This is a genomic window from Deltaproteobacteria bacterium (genome assembly GCA_016183175.1).
GTDB lineage: Bacteria > UBA10199 > UBA10199 > UBA10199 > SBBF01 > JACPFC01.
The window spans coordinates 1-24,496 of the sequence record JACPFC010000014.1; the positions used below are offsets into that span (position 1 = coordinate 1).

The 24,496-nt window shown below is 54.1% G+C and carries 23 protein-coding genes, 2 tRNA genes and 1 pseudogene; 4 read left to right on the forward strand and 22 right to left on the reverse strand.

Features of this window, described 5'->3' with window-relative positions; translation table 11 throughout:
* The 8 genes from HYU99_01440 to HYU99_01475 all read right to left on the reverse strand — a co-directional run.
* Window positions 1-558, reverse strand: a 558-nt coding sequence (locus HYU99_01440) for a TatD family hydrolase (GenBank protein MBI2339019.1), incomplete at its 3' end; no start/stop codon positions are given.
* Entirely contained in the window at window positions 555-2,216 is a 1,662-nt protein-coding gene (locus HYU99_01445) for a Na/Pi cotransporter family protein (GenBank protein ID MBI2339020.1), read from the reverse strand. The genes HYU99_01445 and HYU99_01440, both read right to left, overlap by 4 nt.
* A gap of 187 nt (window positions 2,217-2,403) precedes the next feature.
* Window positions 2,404-3,279, reverse strand: a complete 876-nt coding sequence (locus tag HYU99_01450) for an ATP phosphoribosyltransferase (protein ID MBI2339021.1) — start codon at window positions 3,277-3,279, stop codon at window positions 2,404-2,406.
* An 88-nt stretch (window positions 3,280-3,367) separates the two neighbouring features.
* Window positions 3,368-4,696: an adenosylmethionine--8-amino-7-oxononanoate transaminase gene (gene bioA / locus HYU99_01455; protein ID MBI2339022.1), complete on the reverse strand. Its 1,329-nt coding sequence runs from the start codon at window positions 4,694-4,696 to the stop codon at window positions 3,368-3,370.
* Window positions 4,697-5,491: an enoyl-CoA hydratase/isomerase family protein gene (locus HYU99_01460; protein MBI2339023.1), complete on the reverse strand. Its 795-nt coding sequence runs from the start codon at window positions 5,489-5,491 to the stop codon at window positions 4,697-4,699.
* Window positions 5,492-5,500: 9 nt separating this feature from the next.
* The gene (locus HYU99_01465; protein MBI2339024.1) at window positions 5,501-6,646 is read right to left on the reverse strand and encodes an acyl-CoA dehydrogenase family protein; all 1,146 of its coding nucleotides are present in this window, start codon (window positions 6,644-6,646) and stop codon (window positions 5,501-5,503) included.
* On the reverse strand, window positions 6,612-7,898 hold the full coding sequence (bioF, locus tag HYU99_01470; protein MBI2339025.1) for an 8-amino-7-oxononanoate synthase: 1,287 nt from the start codon (window positions 7,896-7,898) through the stop codon (window positions 6,612-6,614). Before bioF ends, HYU99_01465 begins: the two co-directional genes overlap by 35 nt.
* Window positions 7,899-7,902: 4 nt before the next feature.
* Window positions 7,903-8,604 carry a hypothetical protein gene (locus HYU99_01475; GenBank protein MBI2339026.1) on the reverse strand — a complete coding sequence of 234 codons (702 nt, stop codon included), beginning with the start codon at window positions 8,602-8,604 and terminating at the stop codon, window positions 7,903-7,905.
* 84 nt (window positions 8,605-8,688) lie between these two features.
* Between HYU99_01475 and HYU99_01480 the strand changes: the two genes are divergently transcribed.
* Both HYU99_01480 and HYU99_01485 read left to right on the forward strand, forming a co-directional pair.
* A tRNA-Ile gene (locus HYU99_01480) sits at window positions 8,689-8,762 on the forward strand.
* 58 nt (window positions 8,763-8,820) lie between these two features.
* Window positions 8,821-8,933: transfer RNA gene (locus HYU99_01485), tRNA-Met, on the forward strand.
* Between the two features lie 5 nt (window positions 8,934-8,938).
* Here HYU99_01485 and HYU99_01490 read toward each other — a convergent pair.
* From HYU99_01490 to HYU99_01540, 11 genes and pseudogenes are all read right to left on the reverse strand, one after another.
* A pseudogene (locus HYU99_01490) lies at window positions 8,939-10,862 on the reverse strand (RNA polymerase sigma factor RpoD).
* Between the two features lie 25 nt (window positions 10,863-10,887).
* The gene (locus HYU99_01495; protein ID MBI2339027.1) at window positions 10,888-12,684 is read right to left on the reverse strand and encodes a DNA primase; all 1,797 of its coding nucleotides are present in this window, start codon (window positions 12,682-12,684) and stop codon (window positions 10,888-10,890) included.
* A gap of 37 nt (window positions 12,685-12,721) precedes the next feature.
* Window positions 12,722-13,174 carry a GatB/YqeY domain-containing protein gene (locus HYU99_01500; protein MBI2339028.1) on the reverse strand — a complete coding sequence of 151 codons (453 nt, stop codon included), beginning with the start codon at window positions 13,172-13,174 and terminating at the stop codon, window positions 12,722-12,724.
* Window positions 13,174-13,371, reverse strand: a complete 198-nt coding sequence (locus HYU99_01505) for a 30S ribosomal protein S21 (protein ID MBI2339029.1) — start codon at window positions 13,369-13,371, stop codon at window positions 13,174-13,176. Before HYU99_01505 ends, HYU99_01500 begins: the two co-directional genes overlap by 1 nt.
* 51 nt (window positions 13,372-13,422) lie before the next feature.
* Entirely contained in the window at window positions 13,423-13,809 is a 387-nt protein-coding gene (gene hisI / locus HYU99_01510) for a phosphoribosyl-AMP cyclohydrolase (protein ID MBI2339030.1), read from the reverse strand.
* 77 nt (window positions 13,810-13,886) lie between these two features.
* Window positions 13,887-14,264, reverse strand: a complete 378-nt coding sequence (locus tag HYU99_01515; GenBank protein ID MBI2339031.1) for an RNA-binding protein — start codon at window positions 14,262-14,264, stop codon at window positions 13,887-13,889.
* 166 nt (window positions 14,265-14,430) lie between these two features.
* Window positions 14,431-15,252: an imidazole glycerol phosphate synthase subunit HisF gene (gene hisF, locus HYU99_01520; protein ID MBI2339032.1), complete on the reverse strand. Its 822-nt coding sequence runs from the start codon at window positions 15,250-15,252 to the stop codon at window positions 14,431-14,433.
* A complete protein-coding gene (gene hisA / locus HYU99_01525) occupies window positions 15,242-15,961 on the reverse strand; it encodes a 1-(5-phosphoribosyl)-5-[(5-phosphoribosylamino)methylideneamino]imidazole-4-carboxamide isomerase (protein ID MBI2339033.1) in 720 nt (239 codons plus the stop codon). Before hisA ends, hisF begins: the two co-directional genes overlap by 11 nt.
* Entirely contained in the window at window positions 15,958-16,596 is a 639-nt protein-coding gene (hisH, locus tag HYU99_01530) for an imidazole glycerol phosphate synthase subunit HisH (GenBank protein ID MBI2339034.1), read from the reverse strand. Before hisH ends, hisA begins: the two co-directional genes overlap by 4 nt.
* A gap of 3 nt (window positions 16,597-16,599) precedes the next feature.
* The gene (hisB, locus tag HYU99_01535) at window positions 16,600-17,193 is read right to left on the reverse strand and encodes an imidazoleglycerol-phosphate dehydratase HisB (protein MBI2339035.1); all 594 of its coding nucleotides are present in this window, start codon (window positions 17,191-17,193) and stop codon (window positions 16,600-16,602) included.
* A gap of 75 nt (window positions 17,194-17,268) precedes the next feature.
* Entirely contained in the window at window positions 17,269-18,405 is a 1,137-nt protein-coding gene (locus tag HYU99_01540) for a hypothetical protein (GenBank protein ID MBI2339036.1), read from the reverse strand.
* A gap of 176 nt (window positions 18,406-18,581) precedes the next feature.
* Between HYU99_01540 and HYU99_01545 the strand changes: the two genes are divergently transcribed.
* Both HYU99_01545 and HYU99_01550 read left to right on the forward strand, forming a co-directional pair.
* On the forward strand, window positions 18,582-18,848 hold the full coding sequence (locus HYU99_01545) for a CopG family transcriptional regulator (GenBank protein MBI2339037.1): 267 nt from the start codon (window positions 18,582-18,584) through the stop codon (window positions 18,846-18,848).
* Window positions 18,826-19,239: a PIN domain-containing protein gene (locus HYU99_01550; protein ID MBI2339038.1), complete on the forward strand. Its 414-nt coding sequence runs from the start codon at window positions 18,826-18,828 to the stop codon at window positions 19,237-19,239. The genes HYU99_01545 and HYU99_01550 overlap by 23 nt, the downstream gene beginning before the upstream one ends.
* A 5-nt stretch (window positions 19,240-19,244) precedes the next feature.
* Here the strand turns inward: HYU99_01550 and moeB are convergent, their stop codons facing one another.
* The 3 genes from moeB to HYU99_01565 form a co-directional block, all read right to left on the reverse strand.
* Window positions 19,245-20,420, reverse strand: coding sequence for a molybdopterin-synthase adenylyltransferase MoeB (gene moeB, locus HYU99_01555; GenBank protein ID MBI2339039.1), 1,176 nt, complete (start codon window positions 20,418-20,420; stop codon window positions 19,245-19,247).
* Between the two features lie 62 nt (window positions 20,421-20,482).
* Window positions 20,483-21,949 (reverse strand): Asp-tRNA(Asn)/Glu-tRNA(Gln) amidotransferase subunit GatA, encoded by a 1,467-nt coding sequence (gene gatA / locus HYU99_01560; protein ID MBI2339040.1) that lies wholly within the window; start codon window positions 21,947-21,949, stop codon window positions 20,483-20,485.
* 17 nt (window positions 21,950-21,966) lie between these two features.
* Complete coding sequence (locus tag HYU99_01565) at window positions 21,967-24,438, reverse strand: hypothetical protein (protein MBI2339041.1); 2,472 nt, start codon at window positions 24,436-24,438, stop codon at window positions 21,967-21,969.
* Window positions 24,439-24,496: the final 58 nt, after the last annotated feature.

The following is a 24,496-nucleotide window of genomic DNA, read 5'->3' on the forward strand; positions in this document are numbered from 1 at the left end:
CGATTTTTTGAAGGTGATGATGCCGGTGAAGGAAATAAAACAGCCGAGGTCGAGGTATTTTTTGGCCAAATCCATGCTTCCTGTAAAACAATGGATCATGACGGAAGAGTTAATCATTTTATCCCTGAGTATCTCGTAACATCTTTCCCCGGCGCCGCGGTCGTGAATCATCGCCGGTTTTTTCAGCTTTAGCGCCAGATCGATGAACCGGGCGAAAACTTTTTCCTGCGCATCGCGCGGCGAATGTTCGTAGTAAAAATCAAGGCCGATCTCGCCAATAGCGACCACTTTGGGATTTTGCGCGAGAGATTCGATCTTTTTAAAAATCTCCGGCGTGACGATTTTTGCGTCGTGCGGGTGGATGCCGACGGTGCAATAAATTTGCGGGTGTTTTTTGGCGAGCGCCAGCGCCTGCTCATTCCCCTCGTACCCCTCCCCGGCGCCGACATTGATTAAAAGCGAGACGCCGGCGGAGACAGCGCGTTGCAAAATGGCGGGGATGTCGGATTCCGCGTAGTCTTTGAAACTCAAATGGCAGTGGGAATCGATGAGCGTCACTCTTTCCTCTCCCTTTCCGGCAACAGATTGCTCACCATCGTGATCAGCGAAAGGTTGATCCGGTGAAAGAGCGACAACAGCTCCAGATGAATGGCCGAGGTATCAATCGATTCCTTCCGCCGCTCGTGCAGGCGCACCAGGTGCGACATCTTCAGCTCATCCTCGCGGTCGGCGTAATGCAGTTGGTGAGTCAGCATCTTGGCGGCAATTTCCCGGTTTCCCGCCGAAAGGGCCGCGAGGGCCAGCTCCGTCATTTCAACCGTCCCGCGGTGCAGTTCCACGATCTCCTTCCACCCTTCGCCTGAAAATTCAATCCCCTTGTTCCATTTTTTGTGGGCCAGGCGCAGGATATGCCGGTCGATCGTGTCGCCGATATTTTCCCATTCATTCACCACCGTAATCAGATGAATGCTTGTCCCGGCATCTTCCTCCTTCAGGTTCTGTAGCGAAAGATTGGAAAGATAGAATTTGATCGACCGGTAGAGCGTATCCACCTGATGGTCCCGCGACCGGAGATCGTCAACCATGTCGTAGTCGTATTTTTGGAAAAGGGGAAGAAAGTCGCGCAACATCCCAAGCACGATCTCCCCCATCCGCAACATCTCGCGCGTCGCCTGGGCAAAGGCAAGCGTCGGGACCGACAATGCCATCTTGTCCAGATACTTTGGGCCGAATGCCTCTCCCTCCTTCTTTCGGGAAGGGATAAGCCAACAGACGATCTTTTTTCCGATAGGAAGCAGGGGGAAAAAAACAAGCGCGACAAAAAGATTGAAAAAAAAGTGGCTCATGGCGATGTCGCCATGCACCGAAACGGGGGTTTCAAAAACGCGGATAAACAAAAACGAATCGAGCCGGTGGACAAGCTGGGCAAACGGATCCATCAGGGGATAGATCAGCAAAACCGCGCCGGCCCGGAGAAGCAGATTGGCCCAGGCGGACCGTTTCCCCTCGGTAGTCGCCCTGATTCCCGCCATGATGGCGGTAAACGAGGTGCCGATGTTGGCCCCCAACACCATCGGGAGCGCCGCGGAAAAGGTGATGGCTCCGGCAAAGGCCAGCGCCAGAAGAATGCCGAGGATCACCCCGCTTGAATGGACCAGCGCGGTGACCACCGCCGCGATGAGAAAATCGGCCAGCGGGTATTGTTCCATAAATTGGAAAATCTGCGGAATCCACGGGTAGGTCTGAAGAGGGGCGGTCGCCTGCGACATGACATTAAGGCCGAAAAAGACAAATCCAAGGCCAAAGAGCACCTCCCCTGAGAGGCGAAAAAGCACCCGTGTCGCGAGCCAGCGGAGGCAAAGGCCGCCGGCGATGAGAAGGATGCCGTAATCGAGGATCTCCTTGATTGAAATGAGGAGGACGACAAAAGTGGTGCCGATGCCGGCCCCCAGAGAGACAGCCATCGAAAGCTCAAGGCTCAAGAGGCCGCTGGAGACCAGCCCCACCGTCATCACCGTGACGGCGGAGGAACTCTGATAGAACAGGGTGACAAGGATTCCGCTGACCAGGGCCTTAAGGCGGCTTTGCGTCGCCCGCGCCACCATGCTTTTAAGGCGGTCGCCGGCAAACGACTGAAGCCCCAAATGCGTGGAAAAAAGGCCGAAGAAAAAGAAAGCCAGACCGCCTATAAATTGCAGTAAATGAGAGGAAGGCATGCCTTGCAACTATGATACCGGAAATTAGCGACAAAGAGAAATTCCAAATTCCAAATTCCAAAGTTCAAAATAAAAAACAATTTCAACAAATGACAGAATATTTGACATTGTTTTTTTGAAATTCATTTGACATTTGAACTTTGACATTTGGCATTTATGAGTCAGGCAAACATCGAGGCGACAGCGGCTATAAAATCACCTTGTTGAGGGGATATTCCACAATTCCGGTGGCGCCGGCGTTTTTCAGTTTGGGGATGATGTCGCGCACCACCGCCTCGTCCACAATCACCTCAAGGCTCTTCCAGCCGGCGTCGGCAAGGGCGCTGACAGTGGGGGTATGGAGGGCCGGCAGGGCCTTTGTGACTTCATTCAGTTTCTTGTCCGGGACATTCATCTTGAGCCCCACCTTGGAGTCGGCCGAAATGGCCCCGCGCAGGAGGAGATAGATATTTTCGAGTTTTTTGCGCTTCCAGGGATCTTCCCACGATTTTTTGTTGGCGATCAACACGGTGACCGATTCGAGGATGGTTTCGACAATGCGCAGGTTGTTGGCCTTCAGCGACGAGCCGGTTTCGGTCAATTCCACGATTGCGTCGGCCAATACCGGCGGCTTTACCTCCGTGGCCCCCCACGAAAATTCAACCTCCGCCGTGACCCCCTGTTTTTTCAGATAACTTTGGGTGTAATTCACCAGTTCGGTGGCGATCCGTTTGTCCTGCAGATCCTTGACCGTTTTGATCTTCGAATCGTTGGGGACCGCCACCACCCACCGCACCGGTTTTTTTCCGGCTTTGCCATAGACCAGATCCCCCACCTCGAACACCTTGGCGTTTTGATCGAGAACCCAGTCTCTGCCGGTGAGACCGGCGTCGAGGATGCCGTCTTGAACGTACCGCGCCATTTCCTGCGCCCGAATCAGAAGACCGGAGAGTTCTGGATCGTCGATCGCCGGCACATACGACCGGCTGGACGCGTGGATTGCCCACCCCGCTTTTTTAAAGAGGGCGAACGTGGCTTCCTGCAGGCTCCCCTTGGGGAGGCCGATTTTGAGAATTTTTTCCACAGGTTGGAGTGTTTAGCATATCGGTGCGCGAAAACGCAAATAAAAATCCCCCCAACCCCCCTTTGAAAAAGGGGGGCGAGGGGGGATTTCATTCCGTCACCACCCTTATCGACTCAAATGTCACCTCCAACAACAAATCAATCTCCGCAACGGACAACGACAGCGGCGGCAGAAGCACAATAACATTCCCCAGCGGCCGCAGAATCACCCCCCGTTTTCGCGTTTCGAGGATGACCTTGATCCCTATTTTGTCCTCCCATGGATAAGGCTCTTTTGCCTGCCTGTCTTTCATGAGCTCGATTCCGATCATGAAGCCAAGCTGGCGGATTTCGCCGACGGAAGAGAGATCGTAAAATTTTTGCAGTCCCTGCTTAAGATGAGCGATTTTGGGCGGGAGATTTGCGAGGGTTTTTTCCTTCTCAAAAATTTCCAGATTCGCCAGCGCCGCGGAGCAGGCAAGCGGATTGCCTGTATAGGTGTGCCCGTGAAAAAACGTCTTCAAATCACGATAGGGCGCCTTGAAACCATCGTATATCTCCTGTGTCGTCAGCGTCGCCGCCAAAGGGAGGGTGCCGCCCGTGATCCCCTTGGCAACGCACATCAGATCAGGCCAGACCCCTTCATGCTGGCAGGCAAACATTTTTCCGGTTCGTCCAAACCCGGTGGCTACTTCGTCAAAAATGAGAAGAACATTGTTTTCATCACAGGCCTTCCGGAGTTTCTTCAAAAATCCCTCAGGCTGGAGGAACATTCCCGCCGCCCCCTGAATCATCGGCTCGATGATGACCGCCGCCAGTTCACCACCGTGCTGACGGATCAAATCGTTCGCGTTGTCAAACGTTGCCTTGATGGAGTCGAAGAGAAGCGGCTTGTAGATGTTGTGGAAAAGATCGATCCCCCCAAGGCTCACCGAGCCGATCGTGTCGCCATGGTAGGCGTTCTCAAATGTCAGAAATTTTGTTTTCAAATCCCCCCCCCACCCCTTTGACAAAGGGGGGGAAAGGGGGGATTTATTCCTCCAATACTGAAACGCCATTTTGAGCGCAACCTCCACCGCCGTCGAGCCGTTGTCGGAATAAAACACTTTTTTCAGATTGGGCGGGGCGATGCGGATTAATTTTTCCGCAAGCTCGACCGCCGGAACATTGGACAAACCAAGAAGCGTCGAGTGCGAGACTTTGTCAATCTGCGCCTTGATTGCATCGTCGATCTCTTTTTTCCGATGGCCGTGAATGGTCACCCAGAGGGATGAAACGCCGTCGAGATATTTTTTTCCGTGGATGTCGAAGAGATAATTCCCTTCTCCCCGCTCGATAATCAGGGGGATTTCCTCCTCCCAGTCCTGCATCTGGGTGAAGGGGTGCCAGATGGCGGCACGATCGAGGTCTTCAAGATCTTTGATTTGACTTGGTTGCATTTACTCCCGAAACTTCGAAAAATCGGGCTTCCTTTTTTCTACGAACGCGTTTCTTCCTTCCATCGCCTCCTCGGTGCCGTAATATATGCTCAAGCCGCTGACCCCCAGATTGGTAATCCCCACAACGCCGTCCGTTTCCGCGTTGAAGGCGTATTTCAGCATTTTAAGCGCCGTGGGGCTTTTTTCCAAAAGCTCCCGGCACCATTTATCCACCTCTTCATCGAGCTTTTCCGGCGGGACAACGGCGTTGACCAGCCCCATCTCAAAGGCCTCCCTTGCCGAATAACGACGACACAAAAACCAGATTTCCTTGGCTTTTTTTATCCCAACCGTCCGGGCCAGATCGCCCGTGCCGAAGCCGGGGTCAAAGCTCCCGACCTTCGGCCCCACCTGCCCCAACTGGGCCGTCTCCGACGCGATGGAGAGATCGCAAACCGCCTGAAAGACATGCCCGCCGCCGATGGCGAAACCGTTCACCCTCGCGATCACCGGTTTGGGAATCGAGCGGATCAGATGCGTCACCTGTTGCCACCCCACCTCCAGAGGGAGAGCCGCGATGGTTCCCTCGTAGCCCCCCTTGCCTCTGATGGTCTGATCGCCGCCCGTGCAAAAGGCCCTGTCCCCCGCCCCCGTCAAGACGACAACACCGATTGTTTGATCCACCCAGGCATCGGTCAAGGCCTGCGTGATTTCCAGAACGGTCACCGGCGTGCAGGCATTGTAGCAGTCGGGGCGATTGATGGTAATGGTCGCGATGCCGTTTTTTTTACCATACAATATTTCGCTAAAATTCATATGAACCTCCTACAGCCCCAACTCCCTTGCGATAAGTTCCTTCATGATCTCGTTGGTCCCTCCGTAAATGCTCTGAACCCGGCCATCGGTGAAAAAGCGGGAGATTGGATACTCCTTCATATAACCGTAACCGCCGAAAAACTGGAGGCAGGAATGGGCGACTTCAAACTGCATTTCAGTGGTCCAGTATTTGGCCATGCTCACCTCGCACACCAGTTTTTCTCCGGCCGTGTGGCGCGGGATCAGGTCATCGAGAAAAGACCGGCCCAGCTGGATTTTTGCCGCCGCCTCCGCCAGTTTAAAACGGGTGTTCTGGAATTTTCCGAGGGTTTGTCCGAATGCCTTGCGTGTTTTTACATAGTCGAGGGTCTGTTGCAGGGCGCCGCCTGCAGAGGCACAGGCCCCGATGGCCAGAACGAGGCGCTCCTGCTGGAGATTCTGCATGAGATATTTGAACCCCTCCCCCTCGCGCCCCAGAAGATTTTCCACCGGCACGCGGCAGTCCTGAAAAAACAGCTCGGAGGTGTCCTGCGCATGGAGGCCGATCTTTTCCAGGTTCCGGCCGCGGGAAAATCCGGGAGAACCGGCCTCGATGGCCAGAAGGCTTAAACCCTTGTAGGGAGGATCGGTCTCCGTCGTCCGGACGGCGACGACAATCAGGTCGGCCAGCTGGCCGTTGCTGATGAAGGTCTTGGAGCCGTTCACAAGGTAATGATCGCCTTCCCGAACCGCCCGTGTCCGGATATTCGCCAGATCGGAACCGGTCTCCGGTTCGGTCATCGCCACCGCCAGAATTTTTTCGCCGGTGATGCACCCGGGAATCCAGCGCCGTTTTTGGTCCTCGTTTGCAAAATTTTCGATGTAGGGAAAAACAATGTCGCTGTGGAGGGGGAAAAAGACGCCCGGCACGCCGTGAAAACCGAGCTCTTCGCCGATGACGACGGAGTAGAGAAAATCGGCCCCCAGGCCGCCGTACTTTGTTTCGGCGGCAGGGCACAACCAGCCGAGCTTCCCCGCCTCGCTCCAGACCTCCCGCGGGACGATTCCCGCCTTTTCCCACTCTTCGTAATGGGGAAGAATTTTTTTCCGGATATAATCGCGGACGGTCAGGCGGAAGGCGTCATGTTCCTTGCTGAAAATTTTTCGCTTGAGCATTCAGGACCTCCAAGCAACGATCCAGGTGTTTTTTTGTATGGCCTGCCGTTATTGTCAACCGAATTCGCGAAAGACCTTCGGGGACGGAGGGGGGACGGATGCCTGTGGCCCAGATGCCGGCCTCGAACAATTTTTGGGAGATTTCCATGGTTTTTTTGGCGTTGCCGATGATGATTGGAATGATGGGGCTGGTTTGTGTCATTCCCGCGAAAGCGGGAATCCATGGATCCCCGTTTTCACGGGGATGACAATGTTTTGAGAAATATTCGATATTCTCCCACAATTTTTCTCTCAACGTTCCATCCCTCTCGATCAACTCAACCGCCGCCAGTGACGCAGAAATCACCGCCGGCGGAAGCGCCGTCGTGTAAATAAATGTCCGTGAACGGTTGATCAGATAATCAATCAGTTCTCTCGGTCCGCAGACATACGCGCCAAACGAACCGAGCGCCTTTCCCAGCGTCCCCATTTGAATGAGTCGAAATCCCCCCTGTCCCCCCTTTGACAAAGGGGGGACAGGGGGGATTTGTATTCCGAAATGTTCAACAACCCCCCGTCCATTTTTTCCAAACACCCCTGTCGCATGCGCCTCGTCTACAAAAACCGTTGCCTCGTATTTTTCGGCCAGTTCCATGATTTGGGGGAGAGGACAGAGATCGCCGTCCATGGAGAAGAGGGTGTCGGTGAGGATCAAACGGCGTGGATCGTGAATCGTGAATCGTGAATCGTGATCTGTCTTTCTACGATCCACTCTCCACGATCCACTATCCACGAGTAGTTCTTCCAACTGCCCCATATCACAATGTCGATATACCTGCGTCCTTGCCTTCGACAAACGACAGCCATCGATGAGGCTTGCGTGATTCAATTCATCTGAAAAAATGGAATCCCCTTCCCCCATCAGCGAGGAGACGACACCGATGTTGGCATGATAGCCCGAGTTAAAAACAAGCGCCGCTTCCGTTCCCTTGAATTCGGCTATTTTTTGTTCGAGTTTTTCGTGAAGGGTCATGGACCCGGTAATCAGGCGGGATGCGCCGCTCCCCGTGCCGTATTCTTTGACCGCTTTGATCGACGCTTCTTTGAGGATGGGATGATCGGCAAGGCCGAGGTAATTGTTGGAGGAAAAATTGAGGTATTTGCGGCCCTGATAAACAATCTCCGGTCCCTGGTCGCTTTCGACCGTTTTCAGGAACCGCCTTAAGCCCCGGTTTTCAAGCTCTTTCAGGGCTTCATGAAGATATTCACGCATGAGGCTACATCTCAAGATACAAAATCCGGTGACACCGGGGGCACGAAACAACCTGCTGGAATTTTTGCAACTCAAGATACAACTGCGGGGGAATGTTCATGTTGCATTCGAGGCAGACCCCTCTTAAGGCCGGAGCGACGGCGGGAGAGAGCCGGGCCTTGATGGTTTTGTATCTTTTGAGGATGGCCTCATCCAGTTCCTTTTCCTTTTCCATTCGCTGGGCGGTTTTGACTTTTGCCTGTTCCTCAAGAACGCCGATTTGCGCCTTTTTCTCCCGCATCTGCACTTCCAGAGGGGGTTTTTTTGAGGCAATATCGGCGTCCAACCCCGTCAACTCTTTCCCCCGCTCTTCAATCTGCGTCATCAACTGCAAAAGCGAGGCCTCCAGGTCGGTTGCGGCTTTTTTGGCCTGGGAAATTTCCTTGAGGACGGCATGATATTCCTTGTTTGTCTTGATTTCCTTTAGCACCCCTTCCCGTTTGGCGATCCAGTCCTTTTTTTCGGCGAGGTCCTGTTCCTTGTTTCTTCTGTCTTTCTCCCAGGCGGCAAGCTCCTGCTTTTTTTCGTTGAGGGAGAAATCGAGTTCGTTCAACTGGATTTGAAGGGCTTCAATTTGTGAGGGGAGGTCTTCCCGCTCTTCCGTCAGGGCGTCGATTTCGGCGTCGATTTTTGAAAGTTCGATGAGTTTGACCAGTTCGCTTTTCAAAAAGCCTCCTTAAAAAGGTGGTATTTCCTATCAGATTGCGAAATGATTTGTAAATAATCTTTTTGGTGTATAATCGTGCGCCACGGGCTCGTAGCTCAGTTGGTTAGAGCGGCCGGCTCATAACCGGTTGGTCCTAGGTTCAAATCCTAGCGAGCCCACAAAGTCTACCCGGCCGCTCTAACCGCTTTGCGAATGCAAAGCGGCTTTAGTGAAGAGGGGTGAAGGCCGACTGGCTTTGCCAGCGGCCGAGGGGAGGAAACCTCCTCCCCTTGTGATCAACCGGCCGGCTCATAACCGGTTGGTCCTAGGTTCAAATCCTAGCGAGCCCACAATTTTACCAATCAACAAATGTTTTGAGTTTTCTGGCCCGGCTGGGGTGGCGGAGTTTGCGCAGGGCCTTGGCCTCGATCTGCCGGATGCGCTCGCGGGTGACCGAAAAGTCGCGCCCCACCTCTTCCAATGTGTGGTCGGAGCGCTCGCCGATGCCGAAGCGCATGCGCAGAACTTTTTCCTCGCGCGGGGTGAGGGTGGAAAGCACCGATTTGGTCTGGTCGGAAAGATTAAAATTGAGCGCCGCCTCGTTGGGGGAGACAATCGATTTGTCCTCGATAAAATCCCCCAGATGGCTGTCCTCCTCCTCCCTTCAGCAGTTGGTGGGAGGCCGCCTCGGCGGGAGGCAGCGCCGCGTGGTCCTCGATGAAATCCCCCAGGTGGCTGTCCTCCTCCTCGCCGATGGGGGTCTCCAGCGAGATCGGCTCCTTGGCGATTTTCAGCACCTTTCTTACCTTTTCGAGCGGGAGCTCCATTTTTTCGGCGATCTCCTCGGGCGTCGGCTCGCGGCCCAGCGCCTGCACCAGATAGCGGGAGGTGCGGATGAGCTTGTTGATGGTCTCGATCATGTGCACCGGGATGCGGATGGTGCGCGCCTGGTCGGCAATGGCGCGGGTGATGGCCTGGCGGATCCACCAGGTGGCGTAGGTGGAAAACTTGTAGCCGCGCTTGTATTCGAACTTGTCCACCGCCTTCATGAGGCCGATGTTGCCCTCCTGAATGAGATCCAGAAACTGGAGCCCGCGGTTGGTGTATTTTTTGGCGATGGAGACGACAAGCCTTAAATTCGCCTCCACCAAGTCGGCCTTGGCGCGGTCGGCCTCCGATTCGGCATACTTCAGTTCGCGGTAGGTGCGCTTCAGGTCGTTGATGTTGGCCTCGTAGTTGAGCTCGATCTTCCGCGTTTGTTTGGCCGCCTCGAGGATGGCCTCCGTGACGGAGAAAATCTCTTGCCGGGGTCTGCCGGTTACCTGCATCAGCTTGCGCTGGAGATAGTTGCTCTTCCTGATTTTTTTAGAGATGTCGACGCCCTCTTCGGGTTCGAGTTTAAGCCACCGGCATTTGTCCCGGATAAGCCTCTCCTGCCCCTCGATCGATTCGATGGTCTCCTTGATCCGGTTGGTGATGCGGTTGATGGTGTCACGGCTGAAATTGATTTCGCGAAGACAGGCGACCATCTTCATCTGCACCTCGCTTCGCTTTTCCTCCGCCTCCTTCCGGTTGGCCTCGCGGAGCCTTTTATTTTGCGCCTTGTGGTTGTGCTTGTTGAACTCCTTGGCGAATCCCTTCATCCTGCCGATGAGCTTTAAGACCCGGACGCGATGCTCCTGCTCTATCTTGGATGTGTCAACCTCCACGCCGGCCTCCATTTCGTCCAGCTCTTTGATGATTTCAAGGACACGGAGCGAACCCTTGCTTAATTTTTCCCCCATCTCGAGAATTTCCTGCCTGCCGATGGCGGAGCCAAGGATGATTTGCAGAACCTGGTCTTCCCACTTTTCAATCCTTTTCGCGATGACCACCTCCCCCTCGCGGGTCAAAAGGGGCACTTGGCCCATCTTGCGCAGATAGAGCCGCACCGGATCGTTGGCACGGCTGGCGGTGTCGGCCGCCTCAAATTCGGTTGGTTCGGGGGTTTCGGCCGTCTCTTCCTCCCCCTTGTCCGCCTGGACGGCCGGTTCGGCGCCCCCCTTTTTGGCGGCGAGCCTCAAGTCGTCTTCGCCATCCACGATTTCGATATCAAGGTCGTCAAACAGCGAGAGGACGTCGTCGATTTCGGAAGCGGAGATGATGTCGGTGGGGAGGGCGCTGTTCACCTCGTCGAAGGTGAGGAACCCCTTTTCCTTGCCGCGGTCGATGAGTTGCTGAACCCCCTTGATGTCGACCGGTTTGCGCGCCGGCTGTTGTTCGATGGTTGCTTTTTCCATAAAGCCTGTTACCCGGCTTATCCCGTTAATTATTTTGTTGCAGTTGCCTGATCCCCTTGGCCAGTTCGTCTTTTCGGACCAGGAGTTCGAAAATTTGGTCTTTGTTTTCCCTCAACTCGGCCATCTGGACTTCACGGGTGATTTTTTTCAGTTCGCCTTTCAACTTTTCGAGCTTCCAGCGGTTTAAGCAATCGGCGGCCGCTTTTTTCAGATCCTCTCCTTCCGGCCATAATTCGCTGGCAACCGCCAGTTCGCTGACAAGCGCCGGTTCGAAACCGGAGCCCCCGTTCAAAAATCTTTCGAGGCCCGCAGATCGCAACCGGGAGAAATTTTCTTCCACCGTCAGCGCGAGCATCTTCAGGTTTTCGTCTTCAAATTGTTGGAATAATTCCCGGTTAAGAACGCCCGCCACCGCGCAAGGGTCTCTGACATAAAGCTCCAACAGGATTCTTTCAAGCGAAATCTTTCGCTCCGGAATCCTGCCGGGGGTCAGGGTATGCGCCTCCCCTTTTTGCCGGGCCTTGAGAGACTTGAGCGAAACCTCGTCTGTTCCCAAAAACTGGGATACGCGGGAGAGATACCCCTTTTTTTCAAGTTCCGAAGGGAGCGCCTCGATAAAGGGGAGCAAGCGTTTGGCGGACTCCACCCGATCGCTCACTTTAAGGCCGCTGTTTTGGAGCCCCTCGGAAAGCAATTCTTCCATGGCCGGGCCCGCGCCGGAGATGACCCGTCTTAATTTTTCTCCGCCGTGGCGCTGGATGAATGAATCCGGATCCTCCCCGTCCGGAAGAGAAACCAGGCGGGGGTGAAAGCCCGCCTCAAACAAAAGCCAAAGGGCCCGCTCGGCCGCTTTTTTTCCGGCCGTGTCGCCGTCGAACATGAGGGTAAACTTTTCGGCGCTTCGTCGCAAGGTGTTGATCTGCGAAAGGGTGAGCGCTGTCCCGAGGGGCGCGACGCAATTTTGAATCCCCGCCTGATGGAGGCGGATCAAGTCCATATACCCTTCCACCAGAATCACCTCTCCGGTCTCACGGATGGCCTTTTTGGCTTGAGCCAACCCGTAGACGCTCAAGCCTTTGTGATAGATGGGCGACTCCGGCGAGTTGATGTATTTGGCCTCGTCAGCGGGGGCCCCTGGGTCACTGACCCTTGGGTCACCGACCCTTCGGCCGCCGAAGCCGATGATTCTTCCCTCGAAATCGATGATGGGAAACATCAGGCGGTTTCGAAAAAAATCATAGGGCGATCCGTCTTTTCGTTTGCGGGTCAAACCCAGGATTTCGGCGTAATTCTGCGGGACATTTTTTGATTTCAAAAAATGGGCCAGTCCCTCCCACGAGTCCGGGGCAAAGCCGAGACGGAATTCCTCGACAGTCTGCAAAGAGAGGCCCCTTTTTTTCAGGTAGTCGCGGACGGCCGCGCCGCCCGGTTTTTTCAGGCAGTCGGCAAAATACCAGGCGGCGTACCGGTTGACCTTGTAGAGAACCTCCCGACTGTCCTGTTCCTCCCTCGCTTTTTTGTCTTTTTTGTCGAATGCCGGAAGAACCACCCCAGTCCGGTCGGCCAGCTTTTTCACCGCCTCGGGAAAAGAGAGATTTTCCATCTTCATCAGAAAGCCGAAGAGGTTTCCCCCCTCCGCGCATCCAAAACAGTGAAAAATCCGCTTTTCGGGGGTGACGATGAAAGAGGGGGTCTTTTCCGCATGGAAAGGGCACAACCCTTTGTAATACCTGCCGGTTTTTTTCAGCGGGACATATTCGGAAACCAGCGCGACGATATCAAGCCGATTGGAGATTTCATCAAGTTTGTCCTGGGGAATCATTGTTTTACCGTTTATCGGGGAATGCTAGGAAAAGTTGCTAGGAAAGTGAACTTAATTTTTGTTTTACTTTTTCGGAGAGGAGTTTTCCGTCCGCGCGCCCGGCGGTTTTCTCCTTCAGCGCTTTCATCACTGTTCCCATGTCTTTGGGACCTTTGGCTCCGGTTGCGGAGACCGCCTCGGCGACCAGCGCGTCGATTTCGCCTTCACTGAACGGTTTGGGAAGGAAATCCTCGATGACGCGAAGTTCATCTTCTTCCTTTTTGACCAGATCGGCGCGGTTCCCTTTTTTAAACTGGTCAATCGACTCGTGCCTCTGCTTGACCATGGTGGAAAGACACGCGAAGAATTCGGCTTCGGAAAGGGGGTGGATCAGCTCGATTTCCTTGTTTTTCACCGATGTCTTGATCAGCCGGAGGGCGCCGAGGCGGACGGAATTCTGCGCCTTCATGGCCTGTTTGATTTCTTCATCCAGTTTTTGAATGATGTTCATCAAAATTCCCATTCGCGTTCCCGGCGGGTGGAGCGCTTGCGCGCGGCCTGGCTTTTTTTCTTCTTTTTGACTGAGGGCTTTTCGTAATGCTCGCGTTTCCGGATTTCGGCGATGATGCCGGCCTTTTCGCACTGCTTTTTAAAGCGGCGGATGGCGCTTTCGAGGCTTTCGCCGTCTTTAACAATAACGGTTGTCATGAAATAAAAAAATCACCCCGCTTTCGGTTTGTTTGGCGGTTATCACAGCCGCTATTTCTTGTAAACCTTTTCCTCTTCAAACACCTTTTTGGCGATAATCTTGCCTTCGCCGTTTTCGATCTTCCGGAAAAAACAGCTCCGGTACCCCTCATGGCAGGCGGCGACTTTCTGGATCACCTTGACGAGCAGGCAATCGGCGTCGCAGTCGTAGTAGACCTCCTTCACCTCCTGGGTGTGGCCGGAGGTCTCCCCTTTGATCCACATCTTTTTTCGCGAACGGGAATAGAAGGTGACGTACGGGCCTTCAAGCGTCTTTTGCACCGCCTCGCGGTTCATGTAGGCGACCATCAGGACCTCACTCGTTTCCATGTCCTGAATCACCGCGGGTATGAGGCCGTTGGCGTCGAATTTAAGTTTATCGATCAGGGATTGAGTCATGTCATCGGAATAAAAAACGTCCGTCCACCACTACAACATGGCGGACGGACGTTTCATTATCTTTCAGTTTGTGAGGATTACCAGCGGGAACCTCCGCCGCCGTAACCGCCGCGATTGCCGCGGTCTCCGCGGTCTCGATCGCGTCCGAAGCCTGCGCCTCCCCGGCCTCCGCCGCGTCCGCCGCGTCCGCCACCGGCATCACGGGGCACCATGGGACGGGCCTCGTTGACCTTGAGGGCTCTTCCGCCCACATCTTTGCCGTTTAAGGCCTCAATGGCCTTTAAGGCTTCTTCGTCATTTTCCATTTCGACAAACCCGAAGCCTTTCGACTGGCCCGAAAATTTGTCCTTAATGACGCTGGCTGACAACACCGCCCCAAACGGGGCGGCCATTTCGTTTAACTGCGCATCATCGACTGAATAGGGGAGATTCCCCACATATAGTTTCTTAGTCACAATTGACTCCTTGTCATTGTTTTCTCTTAAGCGGCTGGCGAGACACTGGCAGGTCGTCCTAAGGGCGGCTTACACTTGATCTCATCGTCTCTTAAGAAATGCATCTTTACTCTACCACAGGCCGTAACCGGAGGGCAATAAAAAATTATCTTTTAATATCAGCAAGTTAAACAATTATCCGGACAGGCACCCCTTTTTTGGCGAGGTATTCCTTGGCCTCACCGATGGTAAATTCCCGGTAGTGAAAGATCGATGCGGCCAAAACGGCTTCGGCTCCAGCGGTCATTAATCCCTCGTAGAGATGCTCGAGAGTCCCCACACCCCCCGATGCAATCACGGGAATCGTGGTGGCATCAACCACGGCACGGGTCAACTCGATGTCGTAACCGATTTTGGTTCCGTCACGGTCCATACTGGTGAGCAAAAGTTCGCCGGCCCCGTATTGTTCCATTTTTTGCGCCCAGGCGATGGCGTCAAGGCCTGTGGCGTTACGGCCGCCGTGGGTATAAACTTCGAAGATGGAAGATGGAAGATCGAAGGTAGAGGATGCACCTTTGTTTTCCATCTTCGATCTTCGATCTTCGATCTTTCGCTTTGTGTCGATCGCCACGACGATACATTGGCTTCCGAAAATCGAAGCCGCTTCCTTCACAAATTCGGCCCGCTCCACTGCCGCGGTGTTGATGGAAACCTTGTCGGCGCCCGCATTCAGCAGATCGCGGATGTCTTGAAGCGTGCGGACTCCTCCTCCAACCGTTAACGGCATAAAAACGCGCGAAGCAGTTTTTTCGACGACGTCCAGGATGATCTTTCGTTTTTCGTGCGAGGCGGTGATGTCGAGAAAACAAAGCTCATCCGCCCCCTCTTCATCGTATCGCCCGACGATTTCAACCGGATCGCCGGCATCACGAAGGCCGACAAATTTCACCCCTTTGACCACTCGGCCCGATTTGACGTCCAGACAGGGGATGATGCGTTTAGTGAGCACGGCGAATTGCCTCCTTCAAATCGACCAAGCCTTCATACAACGCCTTCCCGGCAATCACGCCGGAGACGTTGGGAATTTTTTTGAGCGTCTCGACTTCTTCCAGTTTTGTGAATCCACCGGAGGCGATGACCGGCACCGGAGAATCAGCGGCCATCTTCTCGATCGCAGGAACATTCATCCCCCGCATCATCCCGTCGCGGGAGATGTCGGTGTAGATGATGGCGGCGATTTTTTTGTCGGCGAATTTTTTTGCGAGGTCTCCCGCCGCGACCCGGCTTACTTTGTCCCACCCCTCCACGGCCGCCATTCCGTCTTTGGCGTCGATTCCCAGGATGATCCTGTCCGGAAATTGAGCGCACGTCTTCTCCACAAACCGGGGATCCTTCAGTATGGCGGTCCCGAGGATGCAGTAGGTGACGCCACTTTTGAAATAGGCCTCGACCGTTTTCATGTCGCGAATGCCGCCGCCGATTTCGAGCTGAATTTTTGGAAAGGCCTTGGCGATCGATTCGACCTCTTTAAAATGAATCGGTTTCCCCTCGAAGGCGCCGTTTAAGTCGACCAGGTGCAGACGTTTCGCACCGGCCTCGATCCATTTTTTAGCGATCTCCATCGAATTGTCCGAATAGACCGTAGCAATCCCCATCTTTCCCTGGGAAAGACGGACGACTTGGTGGTCTTTTAAATCGATGGCGGGAATAACAATCATTTTAATTTTGCAAAATTCTGCAATACCTGCAGGCCCAATTTCTGGCTCTTCTCCGGGTGAAACTGGCAGGCGAGGATATTTCCTTTTTCGATGCTCGAGCAAAAAGGGATGCCGTGCTCGGTTTCGGTGGCGACAATCGGTTTTTCCTTCGGTGCGACGTAATAGGAGTGGACGAAATAGAAAGAAGATTGATCGTCGATACCATTGAGGAGGGAGGGGCTCCCCTTTTTCCGGACGGAATTCCATCCCATATGCGGGATTTTAAATCCCCCCTTTATCCCCCCTTTGTCAAAGGGGGGGAGGGGGGATTTAAACCGGACCACCTTCCCCCTCAAAATCCCCAACCCCTTCGCTGGGCCGAATTCCTCGCTCTCCTCGAAGAGCAACTGGAGGCCGAGGCAGATCCCGAGGAACCATTTTCCGGCCTTAATCGACTCTTTGATGGGATCGATGAGGCCGTAGTTTTTCAGGTTCTCCATGCATTTGGGAAAGGCGCCGACGCCGGGGAGGACGATTTTTGCGGCGTCGCGGATTATTTTCGCATCACGCGTCACGCACACACGCGCGCCAATCGTCTCGAATGCCTTGGAGACGCTTTTCAGGTTCCCCATGTCATAGTCGACTATTGCAATCACGATTTACAATTTCCCTTTTGTCGACGGAATGCCGTTGGCCCGGGAATCGATGGAGGTGGCCATATCCACGGCACGGGCGAACGATTTGAAGATCGATTCCACCACATGGTGTTTGTTGCCCGATTGCAGAACATGCACATGCAGATTGACCGCCGCCTCGTTGACGAAGGCCTGGAAAAATTCGTGGACGAGCTGGACGTCGAAGTTTTTAATCCGTCCCGATTTGATTTTTGGTTCGTACACCATGCACGGACGGTTGCAAAAATCCACCGCCACCGTGGTGAGCACCTCGTCCATCGGCAGAGTGAAGTGACCGTAACGGCGGATTCCCTTTTTGTCCTTCAGAGCCTTTTTAAAGGCGGACCCCAGGCAAAGGCCGACATCCTCCACCAGGTGGTGATCATCCACCTCCACGTCGCCGGCGGCCGTAAGCGTCAGATCGAACATTCCATGCTTGGCGAAGGCCTCGAGCATGTGGTTGAAGAAAGGGATCGGCGTTTTGACCCGGTATTTTCCCGATCCGTCGATGTTCAAGGACAGGGAGATATTGGTCTCGGAGGTCTTGCGGTTTATGGAGGCTTTCCGGAGAACTTTCATAGGGGTTATATTTAACTTGCGGCGGCCGGGAATGACAACCGGAAAATCGGCTACTTCAGGGCGCCTTTGAATCCTTCACTTGGAGACCCCCTCTTTGGCCACGAATTCCTCATAAGTGACAATTTTGGCCTTTTCGCGCTCGGCGTATTCGGGGGAGATCAGGTTTTCTGCGACAGCCTCGTCTAAGGCGCGGCGCAAAAAATCGCGGTCGCAGGCTTCCGGTACGACATAGGCGATGAAAGCGTCGGTGGATTTTATGTCGTTGCCTTGCATGAGAGCTTGCCGGCTTATCACCACATAAAAAGGGGAGCGCAGATGGCCATGGCCCATGGTGACAAACCAGGTATCGAATCCCTCATCGATGCCCCACGTTCGGCCGTCAACAATGATACTGAATATATTTTTTAATCCCCCATCGGTTGCCGAAAGGCTATGGGTGAAATATTGGCGGTCCGCTCCTATTCTGCGTACTTTCTTCTCAAGCGTTTGAAGCCTCTGCGAGTCGCGGCGTTGACCCAAATTCTTTCCCGCATTTGAAGGTGGTTCAGCTCCCAAAGCGCTGTCCATGATCCGTCGTTTTTTTTCTTCTTTTGTGGGATCGGCGGATGATGATTGCCCGGCCCGATCGATTTTTTGGGGAGGATTATTTCCGGATGAGGTGGTTAATTTGAATTCGTAACTCTCAAGCGGATTCTCAAACGCGTAGAGCCCTTCGAGGGTCAGCCCGTTGTCTTCGAGGTATTTTTCAATCCGCCGCCGAGTCCACCCATCCGACTGCTTCAGCCGTTTTCCCTCGGTCTCAATCCACCGGATAGCCCGCCGGTGTTTTTCCATTTCGCTCCATTTTTTCCATGCCTCGTAGTCAGGGACACCGACGGTCTCGATGACCGTTTGATAGACTTCCTGTGCCGGTTCAATCGGTTTCTCTCGGCGCGGCCGATCTGATTCCATGAAAATGAGCGCCAGCGGCGAAAAACGGGCAAAGGTTACCGCCAATCGCAAGGCGCCCGTCAACAAGCCTTCACCAGCGGCCATCTCGGCGCCAATTCCCCCGTCAAGAATGGCCGCATCGGTTCCCCATACAGCCGAGGCCTGTTCCAGCGCCGTAGGAGCCGCCAGACGCGCGGCTGTTGGAACCGATTGACGCAGGGCAACCCCACCCAAGCCCAGAAATGCGGCCTGATAGCTGTCTTCCGGTTTGACGGGCGGCAAAAGAGCGGAATCCGACCTGACTTGAGTGGAGGTGTCCCCCGGCCAAAGGCCCGAATCGCTTGCAAGAAGTAAAGGCCAGATAAACATCTAACCTGTTATCGGCAACAACCGGAATTTGTTGCTCAAATTATTTTAGAGTCTTGACAGGGCGATTCATGTGTATTACGTATGTACTCATGAGTTATACAACTGCAATACGTCTCCCGGAATCCCTGACCAAAAAGGTCCGGCAATGGGCTAAAGCCAAAAAGAAGAGCCGATCCGAGATCATTCGCGAGGCGTTGGCCGATTATTTTGAGCGGGCCGGTTTAAGCCCGCAGGCCGATCCCTATCAGGCGCTGACCTCCCTGATGCCTTTTACGGGGAGCGGCGTTTCGGATTTGGCCTCCCAAAGCGAAACCTATCTCCGCCAAAAATTCCATGCTCGATCCCGTCCTCATTGATACCGGCCCATTGGTTGCCTGTTTTAACCCGGATGACAGAGATTATCAACCCTGTCTGGACAAACTGCGTCTTTTAAAGGGGAGAAGGCTGGCCACGACGCTTGCGATTGTGACCGAAACGCTTTATCTTCTCGATTTTTCCCTGGAGAACCAGGAAAAATTTCTTCATTTTATGTCTGCAGGGGTTGTCGATATTCCGGAATTTAAGCCGGAGGATTTAAAAAAAGCCGCCGATTTGATGAAAAAATATCGGGACTGCCCCATGGATTTTGGCGATGCCACTCTTGTCATCCTTGCAAGTCGCCTGAAAACAAGGCAAATCCTGACCCTGGATAGCCGCGATTTTACCGTTTATCGAACCGACCAGGGCAAACCTTTTGAAATTATGTAGCGAATTCAGCGGTGAACGTTTGCCGCCGAACAGAACCAGTCATAATCGATGAGGTCCTTGATAGTCGGTTTTTCTCCGCAGAGCGGGCAGGCCGCATCGCGGCGGATTTTCAATTCGCGGAACTTTTGTTTGAGTGCGTCGTAGAGGATCAGTCTTCCAATCAACACCTCCCCCTGTCCCAAAATCAGCTTGATTACCTCCACCGCCTGAAGCGATCCGATAATTCCAGGCAAAACACCAAACACCCCCGCCTCCTGGCAACTTGGCGCCATCTCCGGCGGCGGCGGGAGTGGGTACAAGCACCGGTAGCAGGGGCCGCCGCGGGCCGGGTCGAATACCGTCACCTGCCCCTCGAAACGGAAGATGGAACCGTCGACCAACGGTTTTTTTAGAAAATAGGAGGCGTCGTTCACCAGATAACGGGTCGAAAAATTGTCGCTCCCGTTCACGATAATGTCGTACCGACCAAAAATCTCGCGCACATTTGTCCTCTCCAAACGGGTTTGATGCGGCTCTACCTTGATGTCGGAATTGATTCCACGCAGGCGGTGGACCGCCGATTCCACCTTGGGGCGTCCCTCCCACGATTCATCGTGCAGGATCTGCCGTTGCAGATTCGATTTGTCCACCACGTCGTTGTCAATAATGCCGAGGGTTCCCACACCGGCGGCGGCAAGGTACAACCCGGCCGGCGAACCGAGGCCGCCGGCGCCGATCAAGAGCACCTTCGAATCCAAAAGTTTCATCTGCCCTTCTTCGCCCACTTCCGGCATGGAAATATGACGCGCATAGCGGGCGAGACGGTCAGACGAGAGCGTCTTGCGCTGTTCGATGGGAAAACCGGCATGTTGCCAGGCGGCGTAGCCTCCTTTTAGCGAGAGAACATTTTTATACCCCATTTCCTGAAGCGATCGGGCCGCCAGGGCGGAGCGATTTCCGCCGGCGCAGTTGACCACAATCGGCCTGTCGCGTTTCGGCTCGAGGTTTTCCACTTTCAGTTCCAGAAAGCCGCGCGGAATGGTTTTGGCCCCCGGGATCACGCCGCCGTCGGTTTCTTCCTTTTCGCGGACGTCGATCAAAAGAATATCCTCTTTCTTGTCGATTTTCTTTTTCAACTCCTCGACCGAGATTTCTTTGATCTGCTTTTTAATTTCGCCGAGATATGTCTGAATGTCTTTCATATTATTTATTATAGCGATTTCTTAAATGGAAATGAAGGGTTAACAGACTTAAGCGGGGAGCGTCAAGTGGCGAGAGGCGGTTTCTTCTTATGCCACTCGGTGGCCTGTTCGTAGGCGTGGCCGGCTTTGAAGAGGGTCCCTTCGTCGAACGGCTTGCCGATCAACTGCATGCCGATGGGAAGGTTGTTGGAATCAAAGCCGCAGGGAAGGGACAAGCCCGGCAGGCCGGCCATGTTCAAAGGAATCGTGAAGATGTCGGATAAGTACATCTGAAGCGGATCATCCGCTTTTTCGCCGATCTTGAAGGCGGTGGTGGGGGAAACGGGGCAGACGAGGCAGTCGACTTTTTTGAAGGCCTCTTCAAAATCGCGACGGATGACGGTTCGCGCTTTTTGGGCCTTCAGATAATAGGCGTCGTAATAACCGGCGGACAGAACATACGTGCCGAGCATGATTCTCCGCTTTACCTCACGGCCGAACCCTTCGGTTTTCGTCTTTTCGTACATCTCCAAAAGATTGGATCCCTTCGCCCGAAATCCAAATCGGACGCCGTCGTAACGGGCGAGATTGGAGCTCGCCTCGGCCGGGGCGATGATGTAGTAGGTAGCGGTGGCATATTCGGTATTCGGAAGCGAAACCTCCTCAATTTTCGCCCCCAGCTCTTCGAGTTTTTTGATCGCCTGCTTCACCGTTTCGGCAACTTCCCTGTCGATCCCGGCGGCAAAATATTCCTTCGGCATGCCGATTTTCATCCCCTTGATTGATTGATTAAGCGAACTCGTGTAGTCCGGCACCGGAATATTCACCGACGTGGAATCGCGTGGATCGTGACCGGCCATGACGTTCATCATCAACGCGCCATCTTCGACATCTTTTGTCATCGGCCCCATCTGGTCGAGGCTGGAGGCAAAGGCGATGACCCCGTAGCGGCTGACTCTGCCATAAGTCGGTTTTAGACCGACGATACTGCAGAGCGAGGCAGGCTGACGGATAGAGCCGCCGGTGTCGGTGCCGAGCGAGGCACTGCAAAGGTCGGCGCTCACGGCGGCGGCCGAACCGCCGGAGGAGCCGCCGGGAACCCGTGAGAGGTCCCACGGATTTTTTGTCGGCTTGAAAGTGGAATTCTCGGTGGACGACCCCATGGCGAATTCGTCCATGTTCACCTTGCCGACAATCACCGACCGGGCCTCCGAAAATTTTTGGATCACCGTACTGTTGTAGGGGGGGATGTAATTTTCAAGAATTTTTGAGGCGCAAGTGGTTTTGATCCCTTCCGTCAGATAAATGTCTTTTGGGGCGAGCGGGATGCCCATGAGAGGCCCGGTGTATTGGTTTTTGGCAATTTGCGCATCAACCGCCCCGGCTTGGGCCAGCGCCTGGTCGGCACAAACGGTGACAAAGGCGCCGATTTTGGAATCGAGTTTTTCGATCCGATCGAGCACCGATTGCGTCAGCTCGACGGAAGAAATTTCCTTCTTTTTCAGTTTGGGGGCCAGTTCGTGGATGGTGAGTTGAGCGGGATCGGCCATGAAGAGGGGGTTACAATTTACTCATTGCAAACGTCAAGGGCAAAACGGAGGAGCGACTCGCCGGCGGTGCCGGCGTAGAGGATGTCGTCAACGGGATCGATCGCAAGGCTCGAAATAAAGGAGCGGCCGTCTCCCGAACCCAGTTTGTAGAAATTAGCCCCGTCGTTTTCTGAAGAGTAAACCCCTCCCACATTGAAATTGGGGTCCGGTTCAATGGCCAAATAAATTGTTCCGCAATTGTCCCCGGCCAACGCCCGGACCTTTTTTCCGTAAAGGCGGACCGTCCAGGTTCCGCCGTTGTCCGTTGAAATAATCAATCCCTTCATTCCGTAGAGCACAATACGGGCGCCCGCTATTTCAATTCCCGAAACGTTTTTGACTACTTCCTTTTCCTTGTCCAACCCGGCCGAAAAATTCTTTGCCACTGTCCACTTGTCGTTCTCCCAATTCCACAAAACCATGTCGCGATCCAGAATCCAGTAGGGGGCCCCTTGCGCCAGACGATCCACGCCGTAGGCCTGGGTTCTCTTGTTCTTGTCATCGTTGGGGTAGATGGTCTCGGTGGTGTTGAAGGCGTCGTTGACCCGGACCAGATAGTACAACCCCCCCCACCAGCGGTGGCTTGTCCACCACTCCTCGTAGTACTTGAAGGTTTCCTCAATGGGCCAGCCGTAGTCGAGATTGTCGCCGAACCAAGTCGTTTTTCCCTCGTTTAAATTTTTTCCATCGTAGAGATAGCCGTGCACCGGGGAAAAAACCGGCGTTTCACATTCGTCATCCCCCCCCGCGCCATACCCCCAGTTTTCGCCGCCGTTGAAACCCTCGATCGTGTTGTCGGCGTTCACCCAGTAGCTCCCCACGTGCCACAAACCGGCATAGACGCGCGGGCAGGAAGTGACCTCGACCATTCCGGTGTCGCCCAAAAAGAGGTCTTTCGTCATGTTGGTCAAAGTCCCCTCGCCGTCGAGCAAAAAAAGCCCCTGATCGGTCGGCATGAAAAAGGAAAAACCGCCGGGAAGGGGAAAGACCTTGAGCGTGTCGTACCGCAGATCCATCGGTTCGATCGCCTGCGTCTCCCCGTCGGCGTTTTTCAGATATTTGATGTCCTTGTACGAGTAGATGAGTTTTGAAAACGTCTTTCCGCCGTCAAACGATTCGAACAGGCCCCTCATGTAGAGAAAGAGCGCGATGTGATCGGGGTCGGTTTCGTCGATGACCAGGTCCTGCGCCGCGAGGTATCCCTTTGTGTACCACGGATCGGTGGTGAGGTTATAGAAGCCGTCATAAATATCCTCGCCCATGCCGGTGATGGTTGTCGTTTCCCAGTTTGCGCCGCCATCCCCGCTGACGGCGATCAGATAGTCATTTTTGTAGGGGACATGGGGTTTCAGGTACAAAACAATCCGTTTGCCGTTTCCGGAAATATCGTAGGCCGTGATGTCGTGCCAGGAGTCGAGGCTTTTTTCGGGCTGATAGACGAGCTTCCAGGTTTTTCCGGAATCGGCGGTCAGGTAGAGGGAATCGGAGAGGATGTCAACCTTGGAAGTTCCCACAATGATGGTTGTGGACTGAATAAGGTTTATGAGACCGAAGCCGCTTTTTTTGATCTTGATTTTTCCGGCATCGGTCGCCAGCTGGGCCAGAACCACCTGAAAGGGGGTGTTATCGCTCAACAGGGCGTTTTTTTGCGCGATCAACACGGAGGAAGGGGCGCCCGGGTTCTGATCGACAGCGACCAAGGTCAACAGATCGTTGACCATGGCGATATCCCTTGGAGGAAGCGTTTTTTTGGCGCCGCCGGCGGTTTGCTGGGCGATGGGGTAGCCGAAATCCCACGTCTTGCCGCCGTCTTTTGACTGGTAGACCGTGGGGGGCGAATCGGGGAAGAGGTAATGGCCGGTCACCGCGACGAAGCGGAGGGAATTGGAGGGATCGATAAAAACCTTGCGGATGTCGTTTCGCGGCAGGGGGAGTTCGGCCCACTTCAATCCGAAGTCATAGGAAAAATAGAGCCCCGACCCTTCCGTCCCGATAAGGAGATTTTTGGCGTTGGCGGGATCGATGGCCAGGCTTGAAACCACCCCCGCCCCCTGAATGCCGAATCGTTCCCAGGTTTTCGGGGCCGGAAGGCTGTTGATGTCGATGCGGTTTTTAAAAAGCTGGTTCCGGTCGAAGTTTTCGACAATCGGAAAGGGGTAGAGCTTGATCGGGTTTTTGCCGCCCGCGGACGGGGGCTTTGGGGGTTTGGGGTTCCAGGCCGGCGCGTATTCGTAATACCTCATCCGGCGGTTCATCATGAAACGCTGGGTCAGCGTGGCGCTGTTGGCCGGGGTATAGGGATAGACTTCCGTCATGTCGGTGGAAAGCCTTAGGCCGCTCAAGATTTTTTTTGCCCAAGGGGGTCTGCCGGTTATCGAATAATAGGCGACGGAAAAAATAACGAGGAGAAGCGCTACAATCCCCGCAATCTTGAGAATTCTCCTCATCATAAAAAAACCTCGATTTCCGGCGCCTTAAGGATTCCACCCTTTCTCGCGGCAGATTTGA